24 protein-coding genes are annotated in these 21961 nt (G+C 55.2%); 19 read left to right on the forward strand and 5 right to left on the reverse strand.

What is annotated here, in order from left to right; translation table 11 throughout:
- The first annotated feature begins 263 nt into the window (after window positions 1-263).
- Together NST43_RS09190 and NST43_RS09195 are read left to right on the forward strand one after the other, a co-directional pair.
- Window positions 264-2696: a PAS domain S-box protein gene (locus NST43_RS09190; protein ID WP_339223945.1), complete on the forward strand. Its 2433-nt coding sequence runs from the start codon at window positions 264-266 to the stop codon at window positions 2694-2696.
- 146 nt (window positions 2697-2842) lie between these two features.
- On the forward strand, window positions 2843-3238 hold the full coding sequence (locus NST43_RS09195) for a NusG domain II-containing protein (protein WP_339225378.1): 396 nt from the start codon (window positions 2843-2845) through the stop codon (window positions 3236-3238).
- On the opposite strand, the gene NST43_RS09200 is transcribed toward NST43_RS09195, so the two are convergent.
- From NST43_RS09200 to NST43_RS09210, 3 genes are read right to left on the reverse strand one after another with little or no spacing between them, the layout of a single operon-like run.
- Window positions 3239-4096, reverse strand: a complete 858-nt coding sequence (locus NST43_RS09200; protein WP_339223947.1) for a TIGR03943 family protein — start codon at window positions 4094-4096, stop codon at window positions 3239-3241.
- A 37-nt stretch (window positions 4097-4133) separates the two neighbouring features.
- Window positions 4134-5123: a permease gene (locus NST43_RS09205; RefSeq protein WP_339223949.1), complete on the reverse strand. Its 990-nt coding sequence runs from the start codon at window positions 5121-5123 to the stop codon at window positions 4134-4136.
- A 31-nt stretch (window positions 5124-5154) separates the two neighbouring features.
- Complete coding sequence (locus NST43_RS09210) at window positions 5155-6192, reverse strand: GTP-binding protein (RefSeq protein ID WP_339223951.1); 1038 nt, start codon at window positions 6190-6192, stop codon at window positions 5155-5157.
- A 215-nt stretch (window positions 6193-6407) separates the two neighbouring features.
- Between NST43_RS09210 and rpmG the strand changes: the two genes are divergently transcribed.
- The 8 genes from rpmG to NST43_RS09250 all read left to right on the forward strand — a co-directional run bounded on the left by rpmG (window position 6408) and on the right by NST43_RS09250 (window position 12601).
- Window positions 6408-6557, forward strand: coding sequence for a 50S ribosomal protein L33 (rpmG, locus tag NST43_RS09215; protein WP_036702285.1), 150 nt, complete (start codon window positions 6408-6410; stop codon window positions 6555-6557).
- Between the two features lie 48 nt (window positions 6558-6605).
- Window positions 6606-7814 (forward strand): GTP-binding protein, encoded by a 1209-nt coding sequence (locus tag NST43_RS09220; RefSeq protein WP_339223952.1) that lies wholly within the window; start codon window positions 6606-6608, stop codon window positions 7812-7814.
- A 588-nt stretch (window positions 7815-8402) separates the two neighbouring features.
- Complete coding sequence (locus tag NST43_RS09225) at window positions 8403-9110, forward strand: metal ABC transporter ATP-binding protein (RefSeq protein ID WP_209991047.1); 708 nt, start codon at window positions 8403-8405, stop codon at window positions 9108-9110.
- Window positions 9056-9919, forward strand: coding sequence for a metal ABC transporter permease (locus NST43_RS09230; RefSeq protein ID WP_339223955.1), 864 nt, complete (start codon window positions 9056-9058; stop codon window positions 9917-9919). The genes NST43_RS09225 and NST43_RS09230 overlap by 55 nt, the downstream gene beginning before the upstream one ends.
- Window positions 9913-11064 carry a metal ABC transporter substrate-binding protein gene (locus NST43_RS09235; protein WP_339223956.1) on the forward strand — a complete coding sequence of 384 codons (1152 nt, stop codon included), beginning with the start codon at window positions 9913-9915 and terminating at the stop codon, window positions 11062-11064. The genes NST43_RS09230 and NST43_RS09235 overlap by 7 nt, the downstream gene beginning before the upstream one ends.
- Before the next feature lie 21 nt (window positions 11065-11085).
- The gene (rpsN, locus tag NST43_RS09240; protein ID WP_076078385.1) at window positions 11086-11355 is read left to right on the forward strand and encodes a 30S ribosomal protein S14; all 270 of its coding nucleotides are present in this window, start codon (window positions 11086-11088) and stop codon (window positions 11353-11355) included.
- 152 nt (window positions 11356-11507) lie between these two features.
- Window positions 11508-11927 (forward strand): DUF6157 family protein, encoded by a 420-nt coding sequence (locus NST43_RS09245; RefSeq protein ID WP_339223958.1) that lies wholly within the window; start codon window positions 11508-11510, stop codon window positions 11925-11927.
- A 50-nt stretch (window positions 11928-11977) separates the two neighbouring features.
- Window positions 11978-12601, forward strand: coding sequence for a class I SAM-dependent methyltransferase (locus tag NST43_RS09250; protein WP_339223959.1), 624 nt, complete (start codon window positions 11978-11980; stop codon window positions 12599-12601).
- A gap of 115 nt (window positions 12602-12716) precedes the next feature.
- Here the strand turns inward: NST43_RS09250 and NST43_RS09255 are convergent, their stop codons facing one another.
- A complete protein-coding gene (locus tag NST43_RS09255; RefSeq protein ID WP_036702276.1) occupies window positions 12717-13301 on the reverse strand; it encodes a helix-turn-helix transcriptional regulator in 585 nt (194 codons plus the stop codon).
- A 199-nt stretch (window positions 13302-13500) separates the two neighbouring features.
- Between NST43_RS09255 and NST43_RS09260 the strand changes: the two genes are divergently transcribed.
- From NST43_RS09260 to NST43_RS09290, 7 genes are all read left to right on the forward strand, one after another.
- Window positions 13501-13788, forward strand: a complete 288-nt coding sequence (locus tag NST43_RS09260) for a Dabb family protein (RefSeq protein WP_339223962.1) — start codon at window positions 13501-13503, stop codon at window positions 13786-13788.
- A 219-nt stretch (window positions 13789-14007) separates the two neighbouring features.
- Window positions 14008-14448: a HepT-like ribonuclease domain-containing protein gene (locus tag NST43_RS09265; protein ID WP_209991035.1), complete on the forward strand. Its 441-nt coding sequence runs from the start codon at window positions 14008-14010 to the stop codon at window positions 14446-14448.
- Window positions 14449-14492: 44 nt separating this feature from the next.
- Window positions 14493-15158: a metalloregulator ArsR/SmtB family transcription factor gene (locus NST43_RS09270; protein ID WP_339223965.1), complete on the forward strand. Its 666-nt coding sequence runs from the start codon at window positions 14493-14495 to the stop codon at window positions 15156-15158.
- 99 nt (window positions 15159-15257) lie between these two features.
- Window positions 15258-15737 (forward strand): YtxH domain-containing protein, encoded by a 480-nt coding sequence (locus NST43_RS09275; RefSeq protein WP_339223967.1) that lies wholly within the window; start codon window positions 15258-15260, stop codon window positions 15735-15737.
- A 224-nt stretch (window positions 15738-15961) separates the two neighbouring features.
- Complete coding sequence (racE, locus tag NST43_RS09280; RefSeq protein ID WP_339223969.1) at window positions 15962-16768, forward strand: glutamate racemase; 807 nt, start codon at window positions 15962-15964, stop codon at window positions 16766-16768.
- A gap of 256 nt (window positions 16769-17024) precedes the next feature.
- Window positions 17025-17186, forward strand: a complete 162-nt coding sequence (locus NST43_RS09285) for a hypothetical protein (protein WP_339223971.1) — start codon at window positions 17025-17027, stop codon at window positions 17184-17186.
- A 119-nt stretch (window positions 17187-17305) separates the two neighbouring features.
- Window positions 17306-18517 carry a M14 family zinc carboxypeptidase gene (locus NST43_RS09290; RefSeq protein ID WP_339223972.1) on the forward strand — a complete coding sequence of 404 codons (1212 nt, stop codon included), beginning with the start codon at window positions 17306-17308 and terminating at the stop codon, window positions 18515-18517.
- Between the two features lie 91 nt (window positions 18518-18608).
- Here the strand turns inward: NST43_RS09290 and NST43_RS09295 are convergent, their stop codons facing one another.
- Window positions 18609-19277: a DUF5643 domain-containing protein gene (locus NST43_RS09295; RefSeq protein ID WP_339223974.1), complete on the reverse strand. Its 669-nt coding sequence runs from the start codon at window positions 19275-19277 to the stop codon at window positions 18609-18611.
- 279 nt (window positions 19278-19556) lie between these two features.
- On the opposite strand from NST43_RS09295, the gene NST43_RS09300 reads away from it, so the two are divergent.
- On the forward strand, window positions 19557-21011 hold the full coding sequence (locus tag NST43_RS09300; RefSeq protein ID WP_339223975.1) for an FAD-dependent oxidoreductase: 1455 nt from the start codon (window positions 19557-19559) through the stop codon (window positions 21009-21011).
- Window positions 21008-21946, forward strand: a complete 939-nt coding sequence (locus NST43_RS09305; RefSeq protein WP_173137846.1) for a sugar ABC transporter permease — start codon at window positions 21008-21010, stop codon at window positions 21944-21946. Before NST43_RS09300 ends, NST43_RS09305 begins: the two co-directional genes overlap by 4 nt.
- Window positions 21947-21961: the final 15 nt, after the last annotated feature.

Here is a 21961-nt window from a genome sequence, read left to right on the forward strand (position 1 = left end):
CATGAAAGTGACCAGGGCGGTTTTTTTGATAGAATTTATATGTTTCACGCGATAAATTATCCTTCTATTTCTCGCTGAAACGAATGCCGTCCTTTAAAAGGACGGCATTCGTTTCTACTTGTGTGTGGATATGCACGTTTCCAGCGGCAAGCTTGCTCTGCGCATCTTCATTAGCGGGACTTTAGGTCTGGAGCATATTTTCCGAAAAAAAGGTATAATGTTACTAAATTATGTCCCCCATTTTCTCAGAGGAGGCTCTAGCTTTGTCCGACACTCTATTTAAGCACTTGTACTTGCGGTCCTCAATAGGATATGCGGCAGTATCCATTACGGATGGTACTATGCTCATGGCCAACCCTGCGCTTTGCGGGATGTTTGGATACACCGAGACCGAACTCAAGGAGCTGCGTTACCAGGATATCGTCTTTCCGGATGAAGGGGATGTCCTGGATCACGGGCAGATGATGAACGATTTAATAAGCAGCCCAGATAGGGCTATAGATACCGAAAAGCGGTTCTTACATAAGAATGGAGAGATGATCTGGGTTGCCCTGCATCTCTTTCTGATCATTGATGAACAGACCGGCCGTCCCTCCCATCTGATTGCGGAGCTGACGGAGCACACCCCGGATAGGATTTCATTCGCCGTTCCCGTCGGAACGCTGCCCGGCAATGTGGCAAGCGACCACGAAGCGGATGCGCTGGAAGTGACCGGGCACCGCCGGATGGAAGAGCAGCTCCGCGAGAGCGAGAGCCGCTACAAGTCGCTTTTCGAATACAATCCGTCTGCCATCAGTGCCATGGATCTGCAGGGGTACATACAGTCAATGAATGCCAGTCTGGAGCAGCTGACCGGATACAGCAGGGAGACCCTGATGCATTCCAGTTACTGTGAGATCATTGAAGAGGATGAGCTGGAGCATGTGAATATGCGGTTTCTGGCGGCAGCCGGAGGCATGGCCCAGACCTTCGACACCCGGGTGATCCGTCACGACGGGGAGAGAGTGGAGGTGGGGATGATTTATGTCCCTATGCTGATTGATCATGAGGTGGTCGGCGTATTCGCCATTATCAGTGATATTACAGAGCCTAAGCGTTATCTGGAGCAGATTGAGAAGCTTAGCTATGAGCATGCGCTGATCCTGAACTCCGTGTCTGAGGGGATTTTTGGCATGAATCTGGAGGGGGAGACCGTATTTATCAATCCCGCTGCGTCTGTCATGCTCGGATATAACCCTGGGGAGCTTGCCGGCAATATTAAGCTGCATACGATAGCGCAGACCTGGATGGACGGCGTGCTGTATCCCGGAGGACACCGAACGCTGGCGGAGCTGCTCAAGACCAACCTCTCTTATGAGCAGGAGCAGGAAGGGATCTTCTGGCGTCAGGACGGCTCCAGCTTCCTGGTCAAATACCGGATGACGGCACTATATGATAACGGCGAGCACAAGGGTGCGGTGGTGGTCTTCCGGGATATCACCGAGGAGAAGGCCGTGGAGCGTGCCAAGGATTCTGCGGAGAAGGCCGACCGGACCAAGTCGGAGTTTCTGGCGATTATGAGCCACGAGCTGCGCACGCCAATGAATGGAATTATCGGGATGGCCGATCTTTTGTCGGGAACAGAGCTTACGGAGGAGCAGCAATATTATACCCAGATTATTATTAAAAGCGGCGGCGCGCTTGTACATATTCTCAACGAGGTTCTGGATTTCAGCAAGATTGAATCCGGTATGATGACGCTGGATCTGCAGCCGGTCGATATCCGGCAGGTGGTCCAGAACGTATGCGAGCTTTTTTATCCGCGTATCCAGGAGAAGGGGCTGATTCTGCGCAGCGATATTGAGCGCAACGTTCCGGCGGTTGTCATCACCGACGAAACCAGGCTGAGGCAGGTTCTGGTGAACCTCGTCGGCAATGCGGTCAAGTTCACGGAAGAAGGCGAGGTCGGCGTCTGCGTGAAGCTGGAGGCTGCCGGGGAGCCGGGCACACTGATTCTGAGGTTCTCGGTGACCGATACCGGGATTGGCATTCCGCAGGGCAGCCAGAACCTGTTATTCCAGTCCTTTTCCCAGCTTGACCCTTCGATCAACCGCAAATACGGCGGGACAGGACTGGGGCTGGCGATCAGCAAGAAGCTGGTCGAGCTGCTGGATGGTGCGATTGGTGTGAACAGCGTCGAAGGGGAAGGCTCGGAGTTCTACTTCACCATCGGCGTGATGTATTCGGCAGAGGAGCCGGGCCAAGCGCTGCTGGCAGGAGCTGCCGGTGCGGAAGAGTATAAGGGCGGGATCTTCAATCTGGATCATCCCGAGGGTCGATACGGCCCCCTGTCCATTCTTGTCGCTGAGGATCATCTGGTGAATCAGCAGATCCTGCAGGCTTTTCTCAAAAAACGCGGCTACGCCTCGGACCTGGCAGTGAACGGGGAGCAGGCGGTAGAAGCTGTGCGGTCCCGGCATTACGATCTGGTGTTCATGGATATTCAAATGCCGGTAATGGACGGAATTGAAGCCACCCGGCAGATCCGCGAGGCAATGGGCCTGTCCCCGGTAATTATTGCCGCCACCGCCTTTGCCCGGAAGGAAGATGAAGAGATGTGCCTCCGGGCAGGTATGCAGGACTTTATTCCCAAGCCGATCCGTGGCGAAGAGCTGGACAGAGTGCTGAGGGAATGGTCCGGCAGCATCCGCAGATAATCTTGTAACATAAAAGGCCAAATAGCTGGCAGGCAAAGCAAGTGTTTTTCACGTTGACAGCTTTACCTTGTCTGCATTACTATTATATAAATCGTAAACATTACGAATATATAACGGTAAGCGAAAGGGTCAACAGAGTGAAAACGATGAAGCGCGGAGATTTCCTGCTGATTCTCATTGTCTTGCTGGCCGCCGGCTCCATCTACGGCTACAAGTGGTTCTCTAACCACAATCATCCGTATAAGCAAGGGGAGCTGGAGGCAGTAATCACAGTGAACGGCAAAGCCTACAAGACTGTACAGCTGACCAAGGAAGAGCAGATTATTGATATCCGCACTACATATGGTCATAACACGCTGAAGGTATACGATTATGGTATTCAAATGACCTATTCCGATGCTCCGCTGACCATTGCGCTGGACATGGGATTCATCTCCAGGCCGAAGCAGCAGATCATCTGCATTCCGGCCCGTCTCCTGGTGGAAATCTCGAACCCGGAGTCTTCGCTGGAGGATGACGATGCGCTGGACGCAGTCATCTAGTTAAGGCTGCAGCTCTTTCCATGCCGCTGCGGCATCGGCATTCGTATACACATAAGGCGTGGACGGCACTGCCACTGCGGTTATACTCTGCGGAGCGATCTGCAGGGTCTCCATTCCCTCACGGAGCGTCACATGAAGCTTGCCCCGAACCTCAATCCAGGTATCGGCGGGCAGGCTTATTTGTGTACCCGGCGCAAGAAGAATGCCGAAGGGGGTGGCATCTGCCGTACAGCATTGAACCAGGAAGCGGCTGACTGCATAGCCGGATTGGCCGGACCCCTGCGGCTCGCGGTACAGGAAGCCGGATACGGAGATTTCCTTGCCCTCGAACTGCGATTTGTAGAGATTAAGGGCGCCCAGCGTTTCCGAGAAAATCTCAGGGAACACAGGGATGACGGGCTGCCGGTACAGCTGACCGGCCAGCTCTGCAAATTCGGCCTCATAAGGGTTGGCCGGAGTGAATCTGTCCCCGGTGGCGGACTCTACAGCAGTGTATGACAGGGCAAGGCCTTTCTTGGCCGCTGCGGCACTGCCGAGTGCCCGGTCGGGCAGCAGGAAGCCGAGCAGCAGCGGAAGCAGGAACAGGCTGTACAGCGCGGAGCTGCCCAGGATGGAGCGGGGCAGGCGGTGCTCACAGTCGCAGAGGGCGGAGCTTCTGCCCAGCACAGCTTGAAGCCCCAGGCTGAGCGCCATCAGGGAGAGCGGAACCGGGCATAACCTGATCCAGCGGGCCAGCTTGGGCGCAACATAATAATGGAGCGCGTCCTGCTGGACCAGATGTCCTATATAGAGGGCGAAGGCGAGCAGAATAACCGCCCTGAGTACATAGTGAAACCGGATGCTCCCGGAATTATTCATGCAGATCCTCCTCCAGATATTCGGAATTTCAGTGCAGCTACAGCCAGAATGAAGCCAGCACGGAGCCGGTGAAGACGGCCGCGGCAATGAGGAAGAACAGGTACAGGGCGAATCTGGTTTTGAACAGCGAGAGCAACATCAATGCGTTCTTGACATCGAGCATCGGTCCCAGCACCATGAAGGCGAGCAGCGCCCCGGCCGGGAAGGTATGCAGGAAGGTGGACGCAACGAAGGCGTCGGAGGTGGAGCAGAGCGAGAGTGCGAAGGCCAGTCCCATCATGAACACGTAGGAGCCGAGCGGACGGTCACCAATGGCGGACAGGCTGCTCTGATTCATGAAGGTCTGGATGCCCGCAGTCAGCAGACAGCCGATAATCAGGAATTTGCCCATCTCAAAAAATTCATCCGACGTATGCACCAGGACCGCCGCCGCCCGGCCGCCGCGCAGAGTCCCATGCTGTTCTTCCCTTTCCTCCCGGCGGATGGATAAGCGCAGCGGTGACCTGCGGACGGTCCCGTAGATGATCAGGCCAATACATGCCGCCACAGCAAAAGCCAGTCCCATTCGGCTGTAGGCCAGCTCCGGATGGGAGCGGAAGGCCGTCAGGGTTGCCCCGTAGACGACCGGATTGAGGATCGGACCGGACAGAATGAACACGATGGCGACGTAGAGCGGCATACCCTTGTGCATGAGGCGGCGGACCAGCGGAATCATCCCGCATTCACAGACGGGGAAGAGTATTCCGAGCAGGCAGCCGAAGAGTATCGCCGGAACCGCGCGGCGCGGAATCCAGCGTGAGATCAGCTCGTCCGGCACGAAGACGCGGAGCAGGGAGGAGAGCAGTGCGCCCAGCAGGACAAACGGCAAGGCTTCCAGCAGAATGCCGAGGAATGCGGTTTTGAATGTCTCGACATAGCCGTTGTCGAGCAGGCCCAGATAGCCGGGGAGCCACAGGCTGCCCGCTGTGAGCAGAAAAGCGGCGGAAAAGAGCAGCGGGAATATTTTAATCGGATTAAGGGTTGTCAAGGGTTCATCGGCTCCTTCCCGCACAGGGGTCTTAGCTGAACAAGGCCGCCCAGCTGCGGCTGATCGCCTTCTCGTCCAGATTCAGGCCAATGCAGACGATATAAGGCTGGCCCGGGTAGCTTGAAGCCTCCCAGGAGATGCGGTTACCCGCGAGCTGCACCAGTTGCACGGAATCCTCGCCTGCAAGCCGCACATGACCCTTGGCCCGGAGCAGACTGTAGCCCCATTGCTGCAAAAATTGCTCCAGCTCCTCCCGCCGGAGGCTTCCGGCCCATGCCGGGGGAACGGTTAACGTTACTGCCGCCACTTGGGAAAAAGAGCCGTCCGTCCCGGATACCGGCTCATGTACTGCCGTTGCACTGCTGCCGCTGCTACTGCCCGTGTTCATCCGCTGGAGGGCGGCACCGCTGACATTGCCGGGGCCGCGCCGGGGAGCAGAATCCTTCAGTCCGCGCACGGCGATGCCTGTCAGCAGCGGCGCGAGATTAATCTGACTGTAGTGGGTGAAGACAATTTCGGATTCCGAGTTTTGCTTGTAGACCATTTTCTCGATCTTCCACAGGGTCTCCGGTTCAACCAAATCGCTTTTGTTGACGATGATGAGATCGGCGGTGGTGATCTGCTGGCGCAGCGTGCGGACGAGCTGCTTGTCGGATGAGAAGCGGCTGCTGTACTCCAGGACATTCTCCGCATCCAGCAGCGTGATGGCGTGGTGCAGCTGCAGCCGGTCTGCCAGCGGCGGTGTAAGCAGTGACCTCACGATCTCGTCAGGATCGGCTACTCCTGTAAGCTCGATGTAGATAATGTCCGGGCGGCGTGCCAGCAGGGCGGTCAGGCTGCGCGGCAGCTCCTCCTTGCGGCTGCAGCAGATGCAGCCGTCCAGCAGCTTTTCCACACGGGTGCCGGTACTCTCCTGCAGGATATAGCCGTCCACATCCTTTGCGCCCAGCTCATTCATGATTATCCCCGGGTTCAGGCCCCTCCGCTTGCTCTCCTTCAGCAGACTCAGCAGCAGGGTCGTCTTTCCGCTCCCCAGAAATCCGCTCAGCATAATCACAGGTATCTTCATGGCTCACTCTCCCGCTCCAATAGTACCGTCCCCATAAGAAGGCGGCCAAGCCGTTTTCACTTGTAATTTCATCTATACGTCAAGCTTCTTCAGGAAAGACCACTAATCTAAGAGAGCCCGAATGTTCCGGGACAGCTGTTGACAGCGGGGGGCCGGAGCATGTAGAATGTGTAAATCGTAATAATTACGATTAAACAGAAGGGAGCTTGATTGAAATGAGAGTAATCGTTACCTTGGCCTGTACGGAGACGGGCGACCGCAACTATACCACCACGAAGAATAAGAGAACGACACCGGAACGTCTGGAGATGAGAAAATATTGCCCGCGCCTGAAGCGCATCACGCTGCACCGGGAGACCCGCTAAGCTGCTTAGCCGCGCTATTGTGAAAATATAATGTACAAGGAGACTACTATGGACAAAATTCCTGTAACGGTGCTAAGCGGATACCTTGGTTCCGGCAAGACGACACTGCTCAATCATATTCTGCATAACCGTGAGGGCCTGAAGGTGGCCGTTATCGTCAATGATATGAGTGAAGTGAATGTGGATGCGAATCTGGTGAAATCCGGCAGTAGCCTCTCCCGCACAGAGGAGAAGCTGGTGGAGATGTCCAATGGCTGCATCTGCTGCACCCTCCGCGATGACCTGCTGCGCGAAGTGAATCATCTCGCCTTGGAGGGGCGCTTCGATTACATTCTGATCGAATCCTCCGGCATCAGCGAGCCGGTCCCGGTGGCCCAGACCTTCACTTACCCGAACCCGGAGCTGGATATCGACCTGACGGAGCTGGCCCGGCTGGACACGATGGTAACGGTGGTCGATGCCAACCGCTTCTGGCATGATTTCGCCTCAGGCGACAGTCTGCTGGACCGCAATATGACGGCGGGCGAAGGCGACTTCCGGGATATCGTTGATCTGCTGATCGATCAGATCGAGACCTGTGATGTGCTGCTGCTCAACAAGTGCGATCTGGTGGAGGAGCAGGAGCTGAACAGGCTGGAGGCGGTTCTGCGCAGACTTCAGCCGCGGGCGAAGATCATCCGTACGGTAAATGCACAAGTGGAGCTGTCCGAGATTCTGAATACGCGGCGGTTCGATTTCGAACAGACCAGCCAGTCGTCCGGCTGGATCGCTGAGCTTGCCAAGGAGGAGCACACACCAGAGACTGAGGAATACGGCATTACCTCCTTCGTCTACCGCCGGAGAGCACCGTTCCACCCGCAGCGGCTGAGCTTCTTCTTCAGCAACTGGCCCTCTGAGGTCGTCCGGGCAAAAGGACTGGTCTGGCTGGCAGCCAGCGGTGATCTGGCAGCGACCATCAGCCAGGCGGGGCCGTCCATCCAGTTCGGTCCCGCCGGTTACTGGCTGGCTACCCTACCGGAGGAACAGCAGCAGGAGGTGCTGGCTGCGGAACCGGATGTGCTGGCGAAATGGGACGAGCAGTGGGGAGACCGGCTGAATGAGATCGTCTTCATCGGAGTCCAGATGAACCGTGAGGATATCGAAGCCCGCTTGGACCGCTGCCTGCTGACCGCAGAGGAGATGAAGCAGGACTGGACGATATTCAACAACCCGCTTCCTTGGCAAGTAGAGGAGCTGCTTGCTGCGGGACAGGAATAGCGGCTTCTGTAAATGAGAGTCTGGAAAGCCGGAATCCTTTGTGCGGATTCCGGCTTTTTGCTGATTAGGGATTAGGTGCCGCGAAGGCACGTGGGGCAAATTTGAGTGTATGCGAAAAAGCGAACACAATGTGCTGATGCGAAGCTAGTGGGGCGAATGTATGCGGAAAACCGAACACAATTTGTAGTGCGAAGGCTAGTGGGGCATTCATGCTGGCGCGGGTGGACATAGATCGAGTCGGTGCGGCCTCAGTTACTTGGAGTTTGATGTTTGCCGCACACAGGCTTGGATCGAATAAGGTTAATCAGTGTGATTACGATTAATTTGTTGTTTTGGGTTTACAAATCGTAATGATTACGATAATATCAATGAAGTTGAAACATAATCGTAAATATTACGAATAGATAAGAATAATTTAGTTAAGTTAGTGCCGTGGAACATACTTGGACCAAACCAACAAGTGTCAAACAGAAGACGCGGCAGTAACTACGGCAGCAGCCGTAGGACCAAGCACGGGATCGAGCACAGAATCATGCACGGGAGCGTGGTGGCAGTGCCACTGCGGGCAGAAAGAAAGGGGGAGGAACGATGATTTTGTCATCCATCAGGGATGTGGTGTTTGGTTACGGGGATGAGCCGGTCATTGACCGCTTGTCGCTGGATCTGGAGGCCGGACAGTTCATTGGGATTACCGGACCGAACGGAGCAGCGAAGACCACGCTGCTGAAGCTGATGCTGGGCTTGCTGAAGCCTTGGAGCGGAACGGTTACTCTGAACCGGGAAATTACCGGAGGGAGCAGGCTGGAAATCGGCTATGTACCGCAGCAGGTAGCCTCCTTCAATGCCGGATTTCCGAGCAAGGTGATTGAGCTGGTCCGTTCCGGCTGTTATTCCAGGCTGGGGTTGTTCCGCCGCTTCACTAAGGAGCAGGAGGCACTCGTAGAGAGCAGCCTGCGGCAGGTGGAGATGTGGGAGTACCGTAACCGGAGAATCGGCGAGCTGTCCGGCGGGCAGAAGCAGCGGATCTGCATCGCCCGCGCGCTGGCCCAGCAGCCGCAGGTGCTGGTGCTGGATGAGCCGGTAACGGGGATGGATGCTGCCAGCCGCACCGGATTCTATGAGCTGATGCGGCATTATGTCAGCCGCCACGGCCGGACTGTCATTATGGTTACACACGGCCTGGAAGAGACAAGTTCCTATCTGGATACCGTGATTACACTGGAACGCAAGGAGCAGGAGGGTTGGACATGCTTGGTTACGAATTCATGCAACGCGCATTTTGGGCAGGAGGCCTGATCGGGCTGATCGGACCACTGCTGGGAGTCTACCTGATGCTGCGCAGGCAGGTGCTGATGGCCGATACGCTGTCTCATGTCTCCCTTGCCGGAGTTGCACTGGGTTCCGTGCTGGGATGGAATCCAGCTCTGAGCGGCTTCGTTGTAGCTGTAGCAGGAGGATTGATCATTGAACAGCTGCGCCGCTCTTACCGTACATACAGCGAGCTTCCGGTAGCCATTATTATGACCTCCGGCCTGGCGCTGGCCGTCGTGCTGATGAGCTTGAAGCAGAATTTGACCAAGAGCTTCAGCTCTTATCTGTTCGGCTCCATCGTTGCTGTAAGTGATACTCAGCTTAAGCTGATAGCCGTGGTGGCCGCAGCCGGTCTACTCTACTTCATTATTCTGCGCCGCCCGCTGTACAGCCTGACCTTCGACGAAGAGACCGCCGCTATCAGCGGTGTCCATACCGGATGGTTGTCCTTCTCGTTCGCTGTACTAACCGGCATGACCGTTGCCGCAGCCATGCCGGTGGTGGGAGTGCTGCTCGTATCCGCTCTGATTGTGCTGCCCGCTTCCATCGCGCTGCGGATGGCCTCAGGCTTCACGGCAGCTATCATAATCTCCGTCAGCGTGGGGCTGACCGGTGTGTTCAGCGGGCTTACAGCTTCCTACTATATCAACACGCCTCCAGGAGGCACGATTGCACTCATTCTGCTGGTATTTCTGCTGCTGGCCATTGCGGTGCAGAAGCTGATCAGGCTGCGCAGCCGCAGCCAGTATTCATCTCAAGCCAATGAAGAAAAGGGGTCTCACAACATATGTTGAAATTCAAATCCATAGCAATATCCAATTCAAGCGCACAGTCCACATTCACATTCAGAATCCGTCATCTTGCCGCCTTGTCCCTGACCGCCATGCTGGTGATCTCCGGCTGCGGCAACAACACTGCAACCCAAGCCGCTTCAACCAGCAGTCCGGGGGCTTCACCATCGGCTGCGGCCGAAGCTTCATCTGTACCCGCAGCGGATAAATTGAATATTAAGGTTAGCTTTTACCCGATGTACGAATTCACGAAAAGCATTACCGGCGACCTTGCCAATGTGGAGGTGCTGGTCCCGCCCGGAGTCGAGCCGCATGACTGGGAACCGACTGCGAAGGATATGGCCGATATTTCGGATGCAGATGTGCTTGTCTATAATGGCGCAGGCATGGAGGGCTGGGCGCAGCAGATTGTGGACGGTGCTGCCGGAAGTGATCTGATTACGATAGAGGCGAGTAAAGGACTCCAGATTATTGAAGGAACAGAGCACGAACATGAACATGAACATGAACACAGCCATGAAGAGGAAGCTGCGGCTGAAGCAGATCACGATCATGACCATTCCCATAATGATTCCGCTACCGGTGAAGCAGACCATGACCACGATCACGACCACGATCATGGCGGTCTCGATCCGCATGTCTGGCTGGACCCGGTGATGGCTATCAAGGAGGTCCGCACCATTGAAGCAGCACTCTCCGCAGCTTTTCCCGGAAATGCAGCCGCCTTCCATGCTAACAGCGATGCTTATATCACCAAGCTGGAGAAGCTGGATCAGGATTTCAGAGCCGGGCTTCAGAACACGAAGCGTAAGGATTTTATTACCCAGCATGCCGCCTTTGGTTATCTGGCACAGCAATATGGCTTGACTCAGGTGCCGATTGCCGGGTTGTCGCCGGAGCAGGAGCCGTCTGCTGCACAGATGGCCAAGATTGTGGAGTTCGCCAAGGCGAATAAGGTGACTACGATCTTTTTCGAGACCTTGGTCTCCTCTAGTGTCGCCGATACTATTGCCCAGGAAATAGGAGCCAAGACCGCCGTGCTGAATCCAATCGAAGGATTAACAGAGGAAGACGCTGCTCAGAATCTCGATTACCTGAGTCTGATGCGGCAGAATCTTGCAGCGCTAATCCAGGCGTTGAACGAATAAGAACGAAGGAGCTGATCTATAGTGGCCAAGAAATCAAAGGTTGTGAAGGAACAGAAGCGGCAGGAGCTGGTGGCGAAGTACGCTGACAAGCGCAGAGAGCTGAAGGCGGCGGGCGATGTGATGGCACTGCAGAAGCTGCCCCGGGATTCCTCAGCCACCCGTCAAAAGAACAGATGCAGCGTGTCGGGCAGACCGCGTGGCTATCTGAGTACATTCAAGATATCCCGGATCGTCTTCCGGGAGCTGGCGCATAAGGGGCAAATTCCCGGCGTTACCAAATCCAGCTGGTAGGCTGTTAACTTCATAGATGCTATAACGGCAAGACGGCTGATCTCTCTGTGCTTCAGGAGACAGCCGTTTTGCTGTGTCCATAGACTTTGCCGGATCGGGCAGAGTGGATTATGATAGGAGAATAGTATTGTCCTACTGAAGGAGGCTTACCTATGAGCTATACCGATACTTTTATCCGGATTGCTGAAGATTGCCCAGTGGAGACCGGCACCATCCCTGTATCTGATCGTCTGCTCCCGCCTGCTCATGTCATCCAGTATCATCTGCTGGCGGGCTCGCCTTACCGTTATAACCATGAAGAACTGCTATACCAGGTGTATGTGCGGCACAAGGTAATTCCAGAAGCGGAGCATGAATCACGCCGGGAGGAGATCTGGACGGCGCTGTTCTCGAAGAATCATCCGTGCCTGCGGGCCTCCATGCTGCCCAAGAAATACGGCTGGGGTGTCCATTACGATGCTGAGGGGAAGATCGCACTCTATGCCAAAGAGTCTCCAAAGTATGATTATTACACTACCAAGGATGAAGCCGGAGTGAAGCTGCTGAATGCCATGCGGAATAAGCGGAGTTAATCTTAGGACCGCGCAGGATCATATTCTGAACCATAGAAAGAAGGAGCTGCATGAACGGGTACTGGAGTAAAAGATTTGCGCAGGAGGGGATGATCTGGGGGAGTGAGCCAAGCACGTCCGCAGCATGGGCGAAGCGAAAATTCCAGGAGTCAGGAGTATCCACTGTGCTCGTTCCGGGTGCCGGGTATGGGCGGAATACCAAGGTATTCTCTGCTGATTTTACAGTATACGGCATAGAATTAAGTGAACCAGCGCTTGAGCTTGGCGCAGCATGGGACCCTGGAACTAGCTTTATTGCAGGCTCGGCACTGGAGCCGCAGCTGGGGCAGCCTGTGGATGCCGTTTACTGCTACGATGTTCTGCATTTATTCCTCGCGGGGGACCGCCGCAGGCTGATTGAGGCCAGTCTCAGTCAGGTCAGAACTGGAGGACTGCTCTACTTCACCAGCTTCTCCGATGAAGACCGCCATAACGGCTGCGGACGAGAGCTGGAGCCGGGTACTTTTGAATATAAAGAGAATAAATATGCCCACTTCTTCAGCGATGCCGATTTGCGGGAGCATTTTGCCGGGACAGAGATTCTGGAGACAGGTTCGTTTACCGAATCACTACAGAGCCCGCAGGGCGGGACTCATCAATACATACTAAGAACGATCCTTGTGCTCAAACGGTAACTGCCTTCTGCTAAAGAAACGCCAACATGGCCCCTCCCTGCGGCGAGAAGGACCTTACTGTGAACCTGATGCTGTACGTGATCCCTCTTCATCCTGCGGCTTCCTATTAATGAAGTTAATGCAGCTCGCAGTCGGCGAACAGGATATGCCGCGGAATGCGGAAGAAATTCTCGGCCTTCTCCTGTAGAGCCAGGGTAGGCAGATGGCAGTGGTGCAGCCACTTGCGGAAGGTACCGGGATGGACGCCGATCCAGATGCTGACATCGGTTACAGAGAAATCATAAACCATGCAGAGTCCGGTCAGAATCGCGTTGTGCTGCGGTGAATGGGCGAGCGTTCTTTTCATGAAACGGGATGGGGTCGGCTGGCACACAATCGGACTTTGCCGCAGAAGAGCTTCATTGAACAGGATATGGGGCGGATAGCCTAAATGGCGGCAGACCTTGTCCAGATTGGTTCTGGAGGGAATGCGTCCTTCATAGACCCATGCGCTTACACTGCGTGAGGAGACGGAGAGCTCTTCTGCGAGCCGGGAGAGCTTCATGTCCTTGGCCATCAGGATGGCCAGCAGAACGCGGTTGCGGATCTGGCTGCGTTTGGGGCGGCGAAATCTTTTGACCCGTACGCCTTGTCCAAGATATTTGCGGTTGATCAGAGACCAGGCCTGAATTTTATGTGTTTCTTGCTGATTTTTAGCCATAATACCTCCGGGTGTACTGATTTAATGAAGTGACGTATCATCTAGTTTAACTGTTATGACTTTACCATTTCATTACGGCATTCGTCCAGAGTGCAAAGCTCCTGTTTTGGTCATGAACCAAGATTGTTTCAGTAATGCAGCGGTTTATGATATATTTTGAGTAATCCATTTCACATTAATCAGGCTGGGAGCGGGATAGATGATCAAGCATATTGTTTTCTTCAAATTAAAGGACCGGTCCCCGGACAAGGTCGCAGAGACGGTTGCAGTCCTCCGTAATATGGAAGGAAGAATTCCGCAGCTGCTGTCCATTGAAGTCGGGGCCGATCTGATTCACTCGGAGCGTTCGTTCGATATCGCCCTGGTCACGGTTGTTGCCTCGATGGAGGATTTGCAGGCGTATCAGGTGCATCCGGCCCACAAGGAAGTCATTGCCCATATCAACGAGGTCAAGGAGCTGTCAATAGCGGTCGATTACGAGATCTGAGACTGCACGTACTTGCAAGGCCGGAACCCATTAATCACGGAAAGCGGTGAGCGGAATGCGCGAGCTTGAGTATCCGATGGAAGCTTTGACGTATTTGATTGTTTTTATGGCGGCATGTGTCGTGATGGTGTTCTGGCTGAAGCGCCGGGGCAGGCGGGGGAAATAACGGCAGTTCATGTTAGGGAAGGTCAATAAATACCGCAGGGTGGAGGGTCAGCTGTGTATTATGTCAACCGGAAGCAAATAGAAGTTATACTTGAACAGATCCCTGATCTTAAGCGAGGTCTAGCACATGCAGCTTCTTCCTGGGACGGCAGTACGCTGCTGGGTCTGGTGCAGGAACGGTGTCTACATCTGGCCGTTGAAGTCGTGACGGATGTGGGCAGCTGTCTGATTGACGGGTTCATTATGCGTGATGCCGGAAGCTACGAGGATATTATATCTATTATTCATGAGGAAAAGGTGCTGGGAGACAGCGGGATCTACGAGGATCTGACTTCACTTGTAGCCTTGCGCAAGCCGCTGGTTCAAGATTATTTTGTGTGGGAACGTAAGAAGCTGCACCCCATGACTCTGACGCTGCCGGATATTCTGGAGAAGTTCGCCTGCGAGGTGCGCAGGTATCTGGATCAGGAGCTGGGCAGCGGGGTCACGGGCTAGCTGAAGCTGGAGCCGTGTGCATATAGACAGAAAGGAGGTCCTTTATGGCGAAGAAGAGTCAGGAGAGCGGTTCAACCCGGCGGATGATTATGACCCTGCTGAAGAAGAGGGGGCCGCTGACCATTGGCGCTCTGGCGGAAGAGCTGGGCATTACCGAGATGGGTGTCCGCCGCCATGTGCTTCAGCTGGAGCAGGAGTCGCTTGTAAGGACCAAGGTCGTGCGCCAGGCGATGGGACGTCCGATGCATGTATATTCGCTTACTGAGCGGGCGGAGGATCATTTTCCCAAAAGCTATCACAATCTGGCGCTGGAGCTGCTGCGGGAGCTGGACCACGGGAGCGGGGTGGATGCGGTCAATATGCTGTTTGAAGGCCGCAAGCGGCGGATGCTTGCCCAGTACAGTAAGGTGATGGAGAGCCGTGAGCTGGAGGAGCGGGTTGCCGAGCTGTCAACGATTCAGAATGCCGGGGGCTACATGGCGGAGTGGAGCAAGGAAGAAGACGGTTCATATACGCTGCGGGAATATAACTGTCCGATCCGCCAGGTGGCAGCGGAATACCGCAAGGCTTGTGAGTGTGAGCAGCATTTGTTCGAGGAGCTGCTGGAGGCGAAGGTGACCCGCAGCGAGTGTATGGCGGAGGGCGGCCAATGCTGCCGGTATGCAATCACGCCGAATCCCAAGCAGAAAACTTCCGAAATCAAGGGCTGAGCAGTCACAGGACATCCTCTCTATGCTTATGATATAGCAGAAATAGGCGATCGCCCGGGTGGCCGGGCAGAGGCACAATAGAATCCAAAGGAGAGATTGATGATGAAAAAAGATAACAAAGGCTTGCTCTGGGGCGTACTTGCCGGAAGTATTGTAGGATCGGTGACAGCGCTGCTGTTCGCCCCTAAGCCGGGTAAGGAGCTGCGCAAGGATATTGCCGAAGGTACAACGGAAGCGGTGGATAAGGTTCAGGTGATTGCCGGCCAGGCTGGCGAGAAGACTACAGAGATCTACGGTAAGGCCAAAGAAGCAGTAGTCACAGTGGTAAGCGAAGTCAAGGAATGGAGCAAATCCGTCAAGGATGCGGTGGAAGAAGCAGATGTGGCTACCATAAGTGGCATTGCGGAGCAGGCTGTGGAAGTTACCGATGCAGTGGAAGCCGTACGCGATGAGGTGGCTGCATATGAGGCTGCTGAGGAAGCGGCAGTGGTGGAGGCTGAAATCGAAGCTGTGACTGGTACAGATGCTGCTGTAGCTGAAGCTATCGAGGACGGCAAGACGGCAGGGAAGCTGTCCTAAGCTTGATGTAAAAGGTATGGAGCCGTTTTCCGCTGCACTGGCGGGAGGCGGCTTTTGCGTGTTACGGCAGGCTTCGGATGGGTCCGTATTGTGGCTCCGCTAGCTCCCTACTTGAACTGAACCGGCAAATGGGGTATTATCTGCAATTGGGGCTGAATTTCTGGTACACATTATTCCAGCCTTACATAAGCTACACAAAACGAGTTAAAGGATGCGGTGTGTTCGTGCAGCAAGCCATAGCTATATTAGACTCAGGAGTGGGAGGATTGACCGTTGTCAAGGAAGTGATGCGACAGCTCCCGAGGGAGAAAATCATCTATTTCGGCGATACGGCGAGAGCCCCGTACGGACCCCGTTCAACTGAGGAAGTGAAACTGTTCACCGAACAAATCGTGGACTATTTAATTCAATTCAATCCTAAAATGATCGTCATTGCTTGCAACACGGCAACTGCGGCAGCTCTTGATTATATCTCCAGCAAGGTAGCCATTCCTGTGATCGGTGTGATTCACCCCGGTGCCCGCGCTGCTATCAGCGCGTCCAAGAGCGGTCAGGTCGGTGTGATCGGTACCGTCGGTACGATTACAAGCGGTGCCTATACGGCGGCGCTGAAGCAGCTGTCCCCTTTTGTACAGGTGGTCAGCCAGGCCTGTCCGGCACTGGTTCCCTATGTGGAGCAGGGCTTGTTCCGCTCGGAGGAGAGTCACCTCGCCGTGGCAGAGTCGCTGAACGGTATCAAATACGAGCCGATCGACACGCTGATTCTGGGCTGCACGCATTATCCGTTCCTGATGGAGCCAATCAGCAAGGTGATGGGACCCGGCGTCAAGCTGATCAGTTCGGCGGATGAGACGGCACGGGAGATCAGCACCATTCTCTATGATAAAGGCCAGCTGGCGCGCGGGGATGAGAGTCCGATTCACCAGTTCTTCTGCAGCGGAGATGCAGAGATCTTCCAGCGGATTGCCCGGGACTGGCTGGGCGAACAGATCAGCCGGACACCTGTCGTATGGCAAGTATCCTCTATGTAGCACGTAAGATTAGAGCGGTGAATTGAATAGGGACAAACCCTCAGCGGTGACAATCCTGCGACCAAGGCGGAGGCTACCGCTTTACAGCAAGCCGCATATGACCGACAGCACAGAGCAGCGATCTTCCAGTAACAGGAGGATCGCTGCTCTCTTGCCATTTTAAGCTTCTGAGAAGATAGAGCGGGTGTAGTTGGAAAAAAGGCAATTCCTTTTGCTGAAATGGTTAATCCTCCGAATCCTATGGATTTCGTTGAACTTGGACGGAGTAAGTGTTGTTTTTCCAACTATTTCTTATAATTGTATCTTAAGTGCTAAATTAGATGTAAAAATTCCAACTAAAAATATCCGCCGTGCTCCGAGCTTAAGTAGTAACGGCTACGCAGTCATTTTTAAGAACGGCAAAGTCGTTTCCGCTTGACGCAATTCCTCATGACCCGTCGCTGCTGCTCATATACTAGGCTTGAGGGCTGTGTCCCGCATATCTTCGCGTAAGATGCACAGGGACGGCGGCACCAGAGGGCCGGGAGGATGAGACATATGCAGCAATATATTGCCCGCAGGGGAGATACCGTAAGCCGTATAGCCGCAAGACACGGATTGACACCGGAGCATGTCATACAGGGGAATCCATGGGCTGGAAGCCAGCCTTATCTATATCCGGGGCAGGTGCTGCAACTGCCGTCTGCACCGCGCAAGCGTTATGCCGTGCAGAGGGGGGACGATGTATACAGCATTGCGGCCTTGTTCGGTGTGGGCGTAGAGGAGCTGGAGATGCTGAATCCCGGTGTAAGCTCGGGGCGCAGCTGCCTGCCGGGCAAGGTGCTGGTGCTTCCGGCCGCAGCCCGCAAGGCAGAGGTTTATCTGCGCGGGGAATACGGGCCGGCAGAGCTGGAGGCGGATGCTGCCGGACTTGCAGAGCGTTATTCTTGTGTCAGCAGCGAAATTATAGGCCACAGCGTGCTGGGCAAGCCGCTCTGCCTGCTGCGGATCGGCAGCGGCCCGCGCCAGCTCCATGTGAATGCCGCGCTGCATGCCAACGAATGGCTGACCGCGCCGTGCTTGATGCGGTTCCTCGAAGAATATGCAGCCGCGTTCGCTTCAGGCACGGACTGGCACGGCCACCGGCCTGCGGACTGGCACCGGGACTGGACGCTCTGGGCCGTACCGATGGCGAACCCCGACGGTGTCGAGCTGGTGCAGGAAGGGGCGATGAAGGACCATCCCTTCTATGAGGAGCTTATGAAGTGGAACTGCGGCAGGCGCAGCTTCCGGCACTGGAAGGCCAACATCCGCGGTGTGGATCTTGGGGACCAGTTCCCCGCGCACTGGGAAGAGGAGCGCGACCGGCGGCAGGTTCCCGGCCCGGCCCCGCGAGATTACAGCGGCAGTGCGCCGCTCAGTGAGCCGGAGGCTGCGGCACTGGCGGCGCTGGCCGAGCGGATTCCGGGCGACGCCGCTGTGTCCCTGCATAGCCAAGGGGCAGAGATCTACTGGAACTACCGGGGCTATGAGCCGCCGGAGAGTAAGCAGTGGGCAGCTAAGCTTGCGGCGGCCAGCGGCTACCAGGCAGTGGAGCTGACCGGCAGCGACGCCGGCTACAAGGACTGGTTCATCCAGCGCTTCCGTAAGCCGGGATTCACGGTCGAGCTGGGTGCAGGCAAGAATCCGCTGCCTGCGGCTGATTTTGAGGATATGGCGCTGGAGACAGGACTCATCCTGGGGGCAATACTCTCCAATGTGCCAATATAATAATGCACACCAAGAAATCTTTCTTCATAAGCGGCGGAGGGGTACCTCCGGCTTTTGAGGGAAGGTTTCTTTCGTGTACCATTCGCTTACCTCAACGCTGATAGATCCTCATCTCCAAATCCTTGAAATAATGCTTCGCCAGCTTGCCCGTGTTGTCTCTGAATAACTGGCCTTTCGCATTCAATTTATAGACATAGGGTTTCACCGTTATGGATTGGGGGACCGTTACGAAAGAGCGGTAGCCCAGTTCTTCCTTCCCTGGCTTCGCAGGAAATCCGCCATTGTTAACTCCTAAGAACACGTTCCCTTTTTCATCTGCAAGGTCATACAACAGCCTGCCCGGTTTTTGGACTGGGGCAGGGAAATCCCCTTTATAGCTTAGCTGAAGCTGCATCGTTAAGGGTGTCATCTTGAAGGAGGTGACGGTGTAGCTGAATGTACCGCTCTTCTTGGTAGTGCCCGGAGTGATGCTTAGGAGACCGGCAATCTTGGTAACTGGGGCGGTGAAGATGAACGGCTCTTTGACTCCGATGACATAAGCCTTCACCGTCAGCTCGAATGAATCCGGAAGCTGCTGCTTAATGGCTCCTTTTGTCAGTCCGATCAAGACGGCGTTCGGGTCACTTGGCATACTGCTAACGGACGTATTGTAATACATTTTTTTCCCGTTTGCGGAAATGTTCAGCTTGTCGAGATCCAGGAAAGTTTTATCTGTCTTCACAGTACTGCCTTCCTGCCGGATGCCCATCCTTTGCAGCATTACTGGCTGCCGCAGCATGAACAGGCCGGGCTGATTCTCCGCTTATCATTGTAAAGCCCAGCGTGGCTGACAATGCGGTTATGGCCATTATTTTTACAAGCGTCTTGGATTTGTTAATGTTCAATGTTCATTCGCTCCTCGTTGTGCGATATCCATTTATGCCTATATAACGTCTCCCGGCATCTGTATTGTGACAAGCATAGAGTGCTTCCGCGTGTTCGGGGTCAAAATAATACACATCAAGGCGTATGAAAGCTATACCGTACTCGTCAAGGTCTATTGCTAAAATTAGCGTATAGAAGAGCGGCGGACGGCTTCCGGGACAAAAGGAGCGTCTGCCGGGAAAGCGAGGGCGAGATGGGGCAAGATACGTATACGCTGAGAAGTAAACAAATCCCGCTGAATTCCTCCTACGACGTCATCGTAGTCGGAGGCGGACCGGCAGGCTGCACAGCCGCAGCCGCTGCGGCAAGAGAAGGGGCGCGGACGCTGCTGGTCGAGGCGACCGGGAGCCTGGGCGGAATGGGAACCTCCGGCCTGGTACCGGCCTGGTGCCCGTTCTCGGATAAAGAGAAGATGGTCTACCGTGGTCTCGCGGCCAAGGTGTTCAATACCTTAAAGGCGCAAATGCCGCATGTGCAGGAGGATGCCATGGACTGGGTGCCGATCGAACCGGAGAAGCTGAAGCAGGTCTATGACGATCTCGTAACGGAGTCGGGTGCACATATCCTGTTCCTGACCGCGCTTGCGGATGTGGACAGAGACGACCAAGGCAACATCACCACCCTCCTCCTCTTGAACAAAGGCGGACTGCAAGCCTTCCGCGCAGCTGTCTATGTCGATTGCACAGGGGATGGCGATGTCGCTGCCTGGGCGGGAGCCGAGTACCAGATGGGGGACGAGGAGACCGGCGAGCTTCAGCCTGCCACCCATTGCTTCATCCTCGGCAATGTAGATGAGTATGCTTATTTGAACGGGCCAAAGCTGCATGCAGATAACCCGCACAGTCCGATCCATGAGGTGGTCCGGTCCGGAGAATACCCGGGCATTCCGGATACGCATCTGTGCAACAACATGGTAGCTCCGCGTGCCGTAGGCTTCAACGCCGGGCATCTATGGGGAGTCGATAACACCAATCCCTTCTCCGTATCCGGGGCGCTGGTAGAGGGACGCAAGATGGCAGCCGCCTACCGGGACATGCTTGCCGCTGTCCACCCCGCGGCCTTCGGCAACGCGGTGGTCATGAGTACAGGCACGCTGATCGGAACGCGGGAATCCCGGCGGATTACCGGTGATTACGTCCTGACGGCGGAGGATTACATCTCACGCAGAAGCTTCAGCGATGAGATCTGCCGTAACAGCTACTTCATTGATGTACACGGCACGCAGAAGGAGCAGCAGAGCGGGGATGGATCAAGCCTGGCCATCACGCTCTACGGGCCGGGCGAATCGCACGGCATTCCGTACCGCTGCCTTACGCCGCGCGGACTCCGCAACGTTCTGGTCGCCGGGCGTTCCATCTCCTGCGACCGCAGAGTGCTGGGCAGTGTCCGGGTCATGCCGGTCTGCCTGGCGATGGGCGAAGCCGCCGGGCTGGCTGCGGCTCTGGCTGCCGCTCAGAACGGCGGCAACGTACATGCCGTTAATGTCGCTCATCTTCGCACTAGGCTGCGGGAAGAGGGCGGCTATCTGCCGGACAACCAAGCTGAAACTGCAGGGGAGAGAATGGAATGAGTCAATCTGCCGTTACCCGCAAGACCGCTAAGCCATCTGCCGGAACCTACTGGACGCGCAAAAGACGGGAGCAGCTCGCCGGATGGCTGTTCATTGCTCCAGAAGTCATCGGAATGCTCGTAATCGCGGTGTTCCCGCTCTTGTTCAGCCTGTTCCTCAGCCTGACAGAATGGAATCTGGTCGGAGGCTTGTCGGCAATCAACTTTGTCGGCCTGGATAACTTCGTCGAGCTGTTCAAGGATAACCGCTTTCTGCTGGCCCTGAAGAACAATGTGCTGTTTACAGTGGGCACAGTGCCCGTTACCATGCTGCTCGGAGTAGTGCTCTCGGCGCTGATCCATAAGAAGCTGTATGCCAAGACCTTCTTCAAAGTAGCCTTTTTCGTACCCTATATCTGCTCCACGGTAGCAATTGCCGCCGTCTGGCAGGCACTCTATCACCCGTCCAAAGGACCGATCAACCAGATTCTGATGCAGATCGGGTTATCTGAGCCGCCGCGCTGGCTGGTCGATACCAGCTTCTCGCTGATTGCCATTATGATCATCTATGTCTGGCAGCTGCTGGGCTACCAGATTATTATTTTCCTGGCAGGGATGACGAATATTCCTGAGGAGCTGTATGAGGCGGCTACCATTGACGGGGCCAGCGGGATCGGACAGTTCCGGCGGATTACGCTGCCGCTGCTGGGCCCGACCACTTTTTTCCTGGCGATTACCAGCACGATTTCCTCCTTCAAAATATTCGACATGATCAAGTTCCTGACGAACGGCGGTCCCAACTATTCGAGTACGGTTATCGTGTACCAGATTTATGAGGAAGGCTTCGAGCGCTTCAAAATGGGCTATGCCTCGGCGATGTCCTGGGTGCTGTTCCTCATCATCATGCTGGTCACCTCGATTACCTGGATGACACAGAACCGCAAAGTCCATTATTAGTCCACGGCGAAAGGA

It is taken from the genome of Paenibacillus sp. FSL H8-0332, from assembly GCF_037963835.1.
Lineage (GTDB): Bacteria > Bacillota > Bacilli > Paenibacillales > Paenibacillaceae > Paenibacillus_AQ > Paenibacillus_AQ rhizoplanae.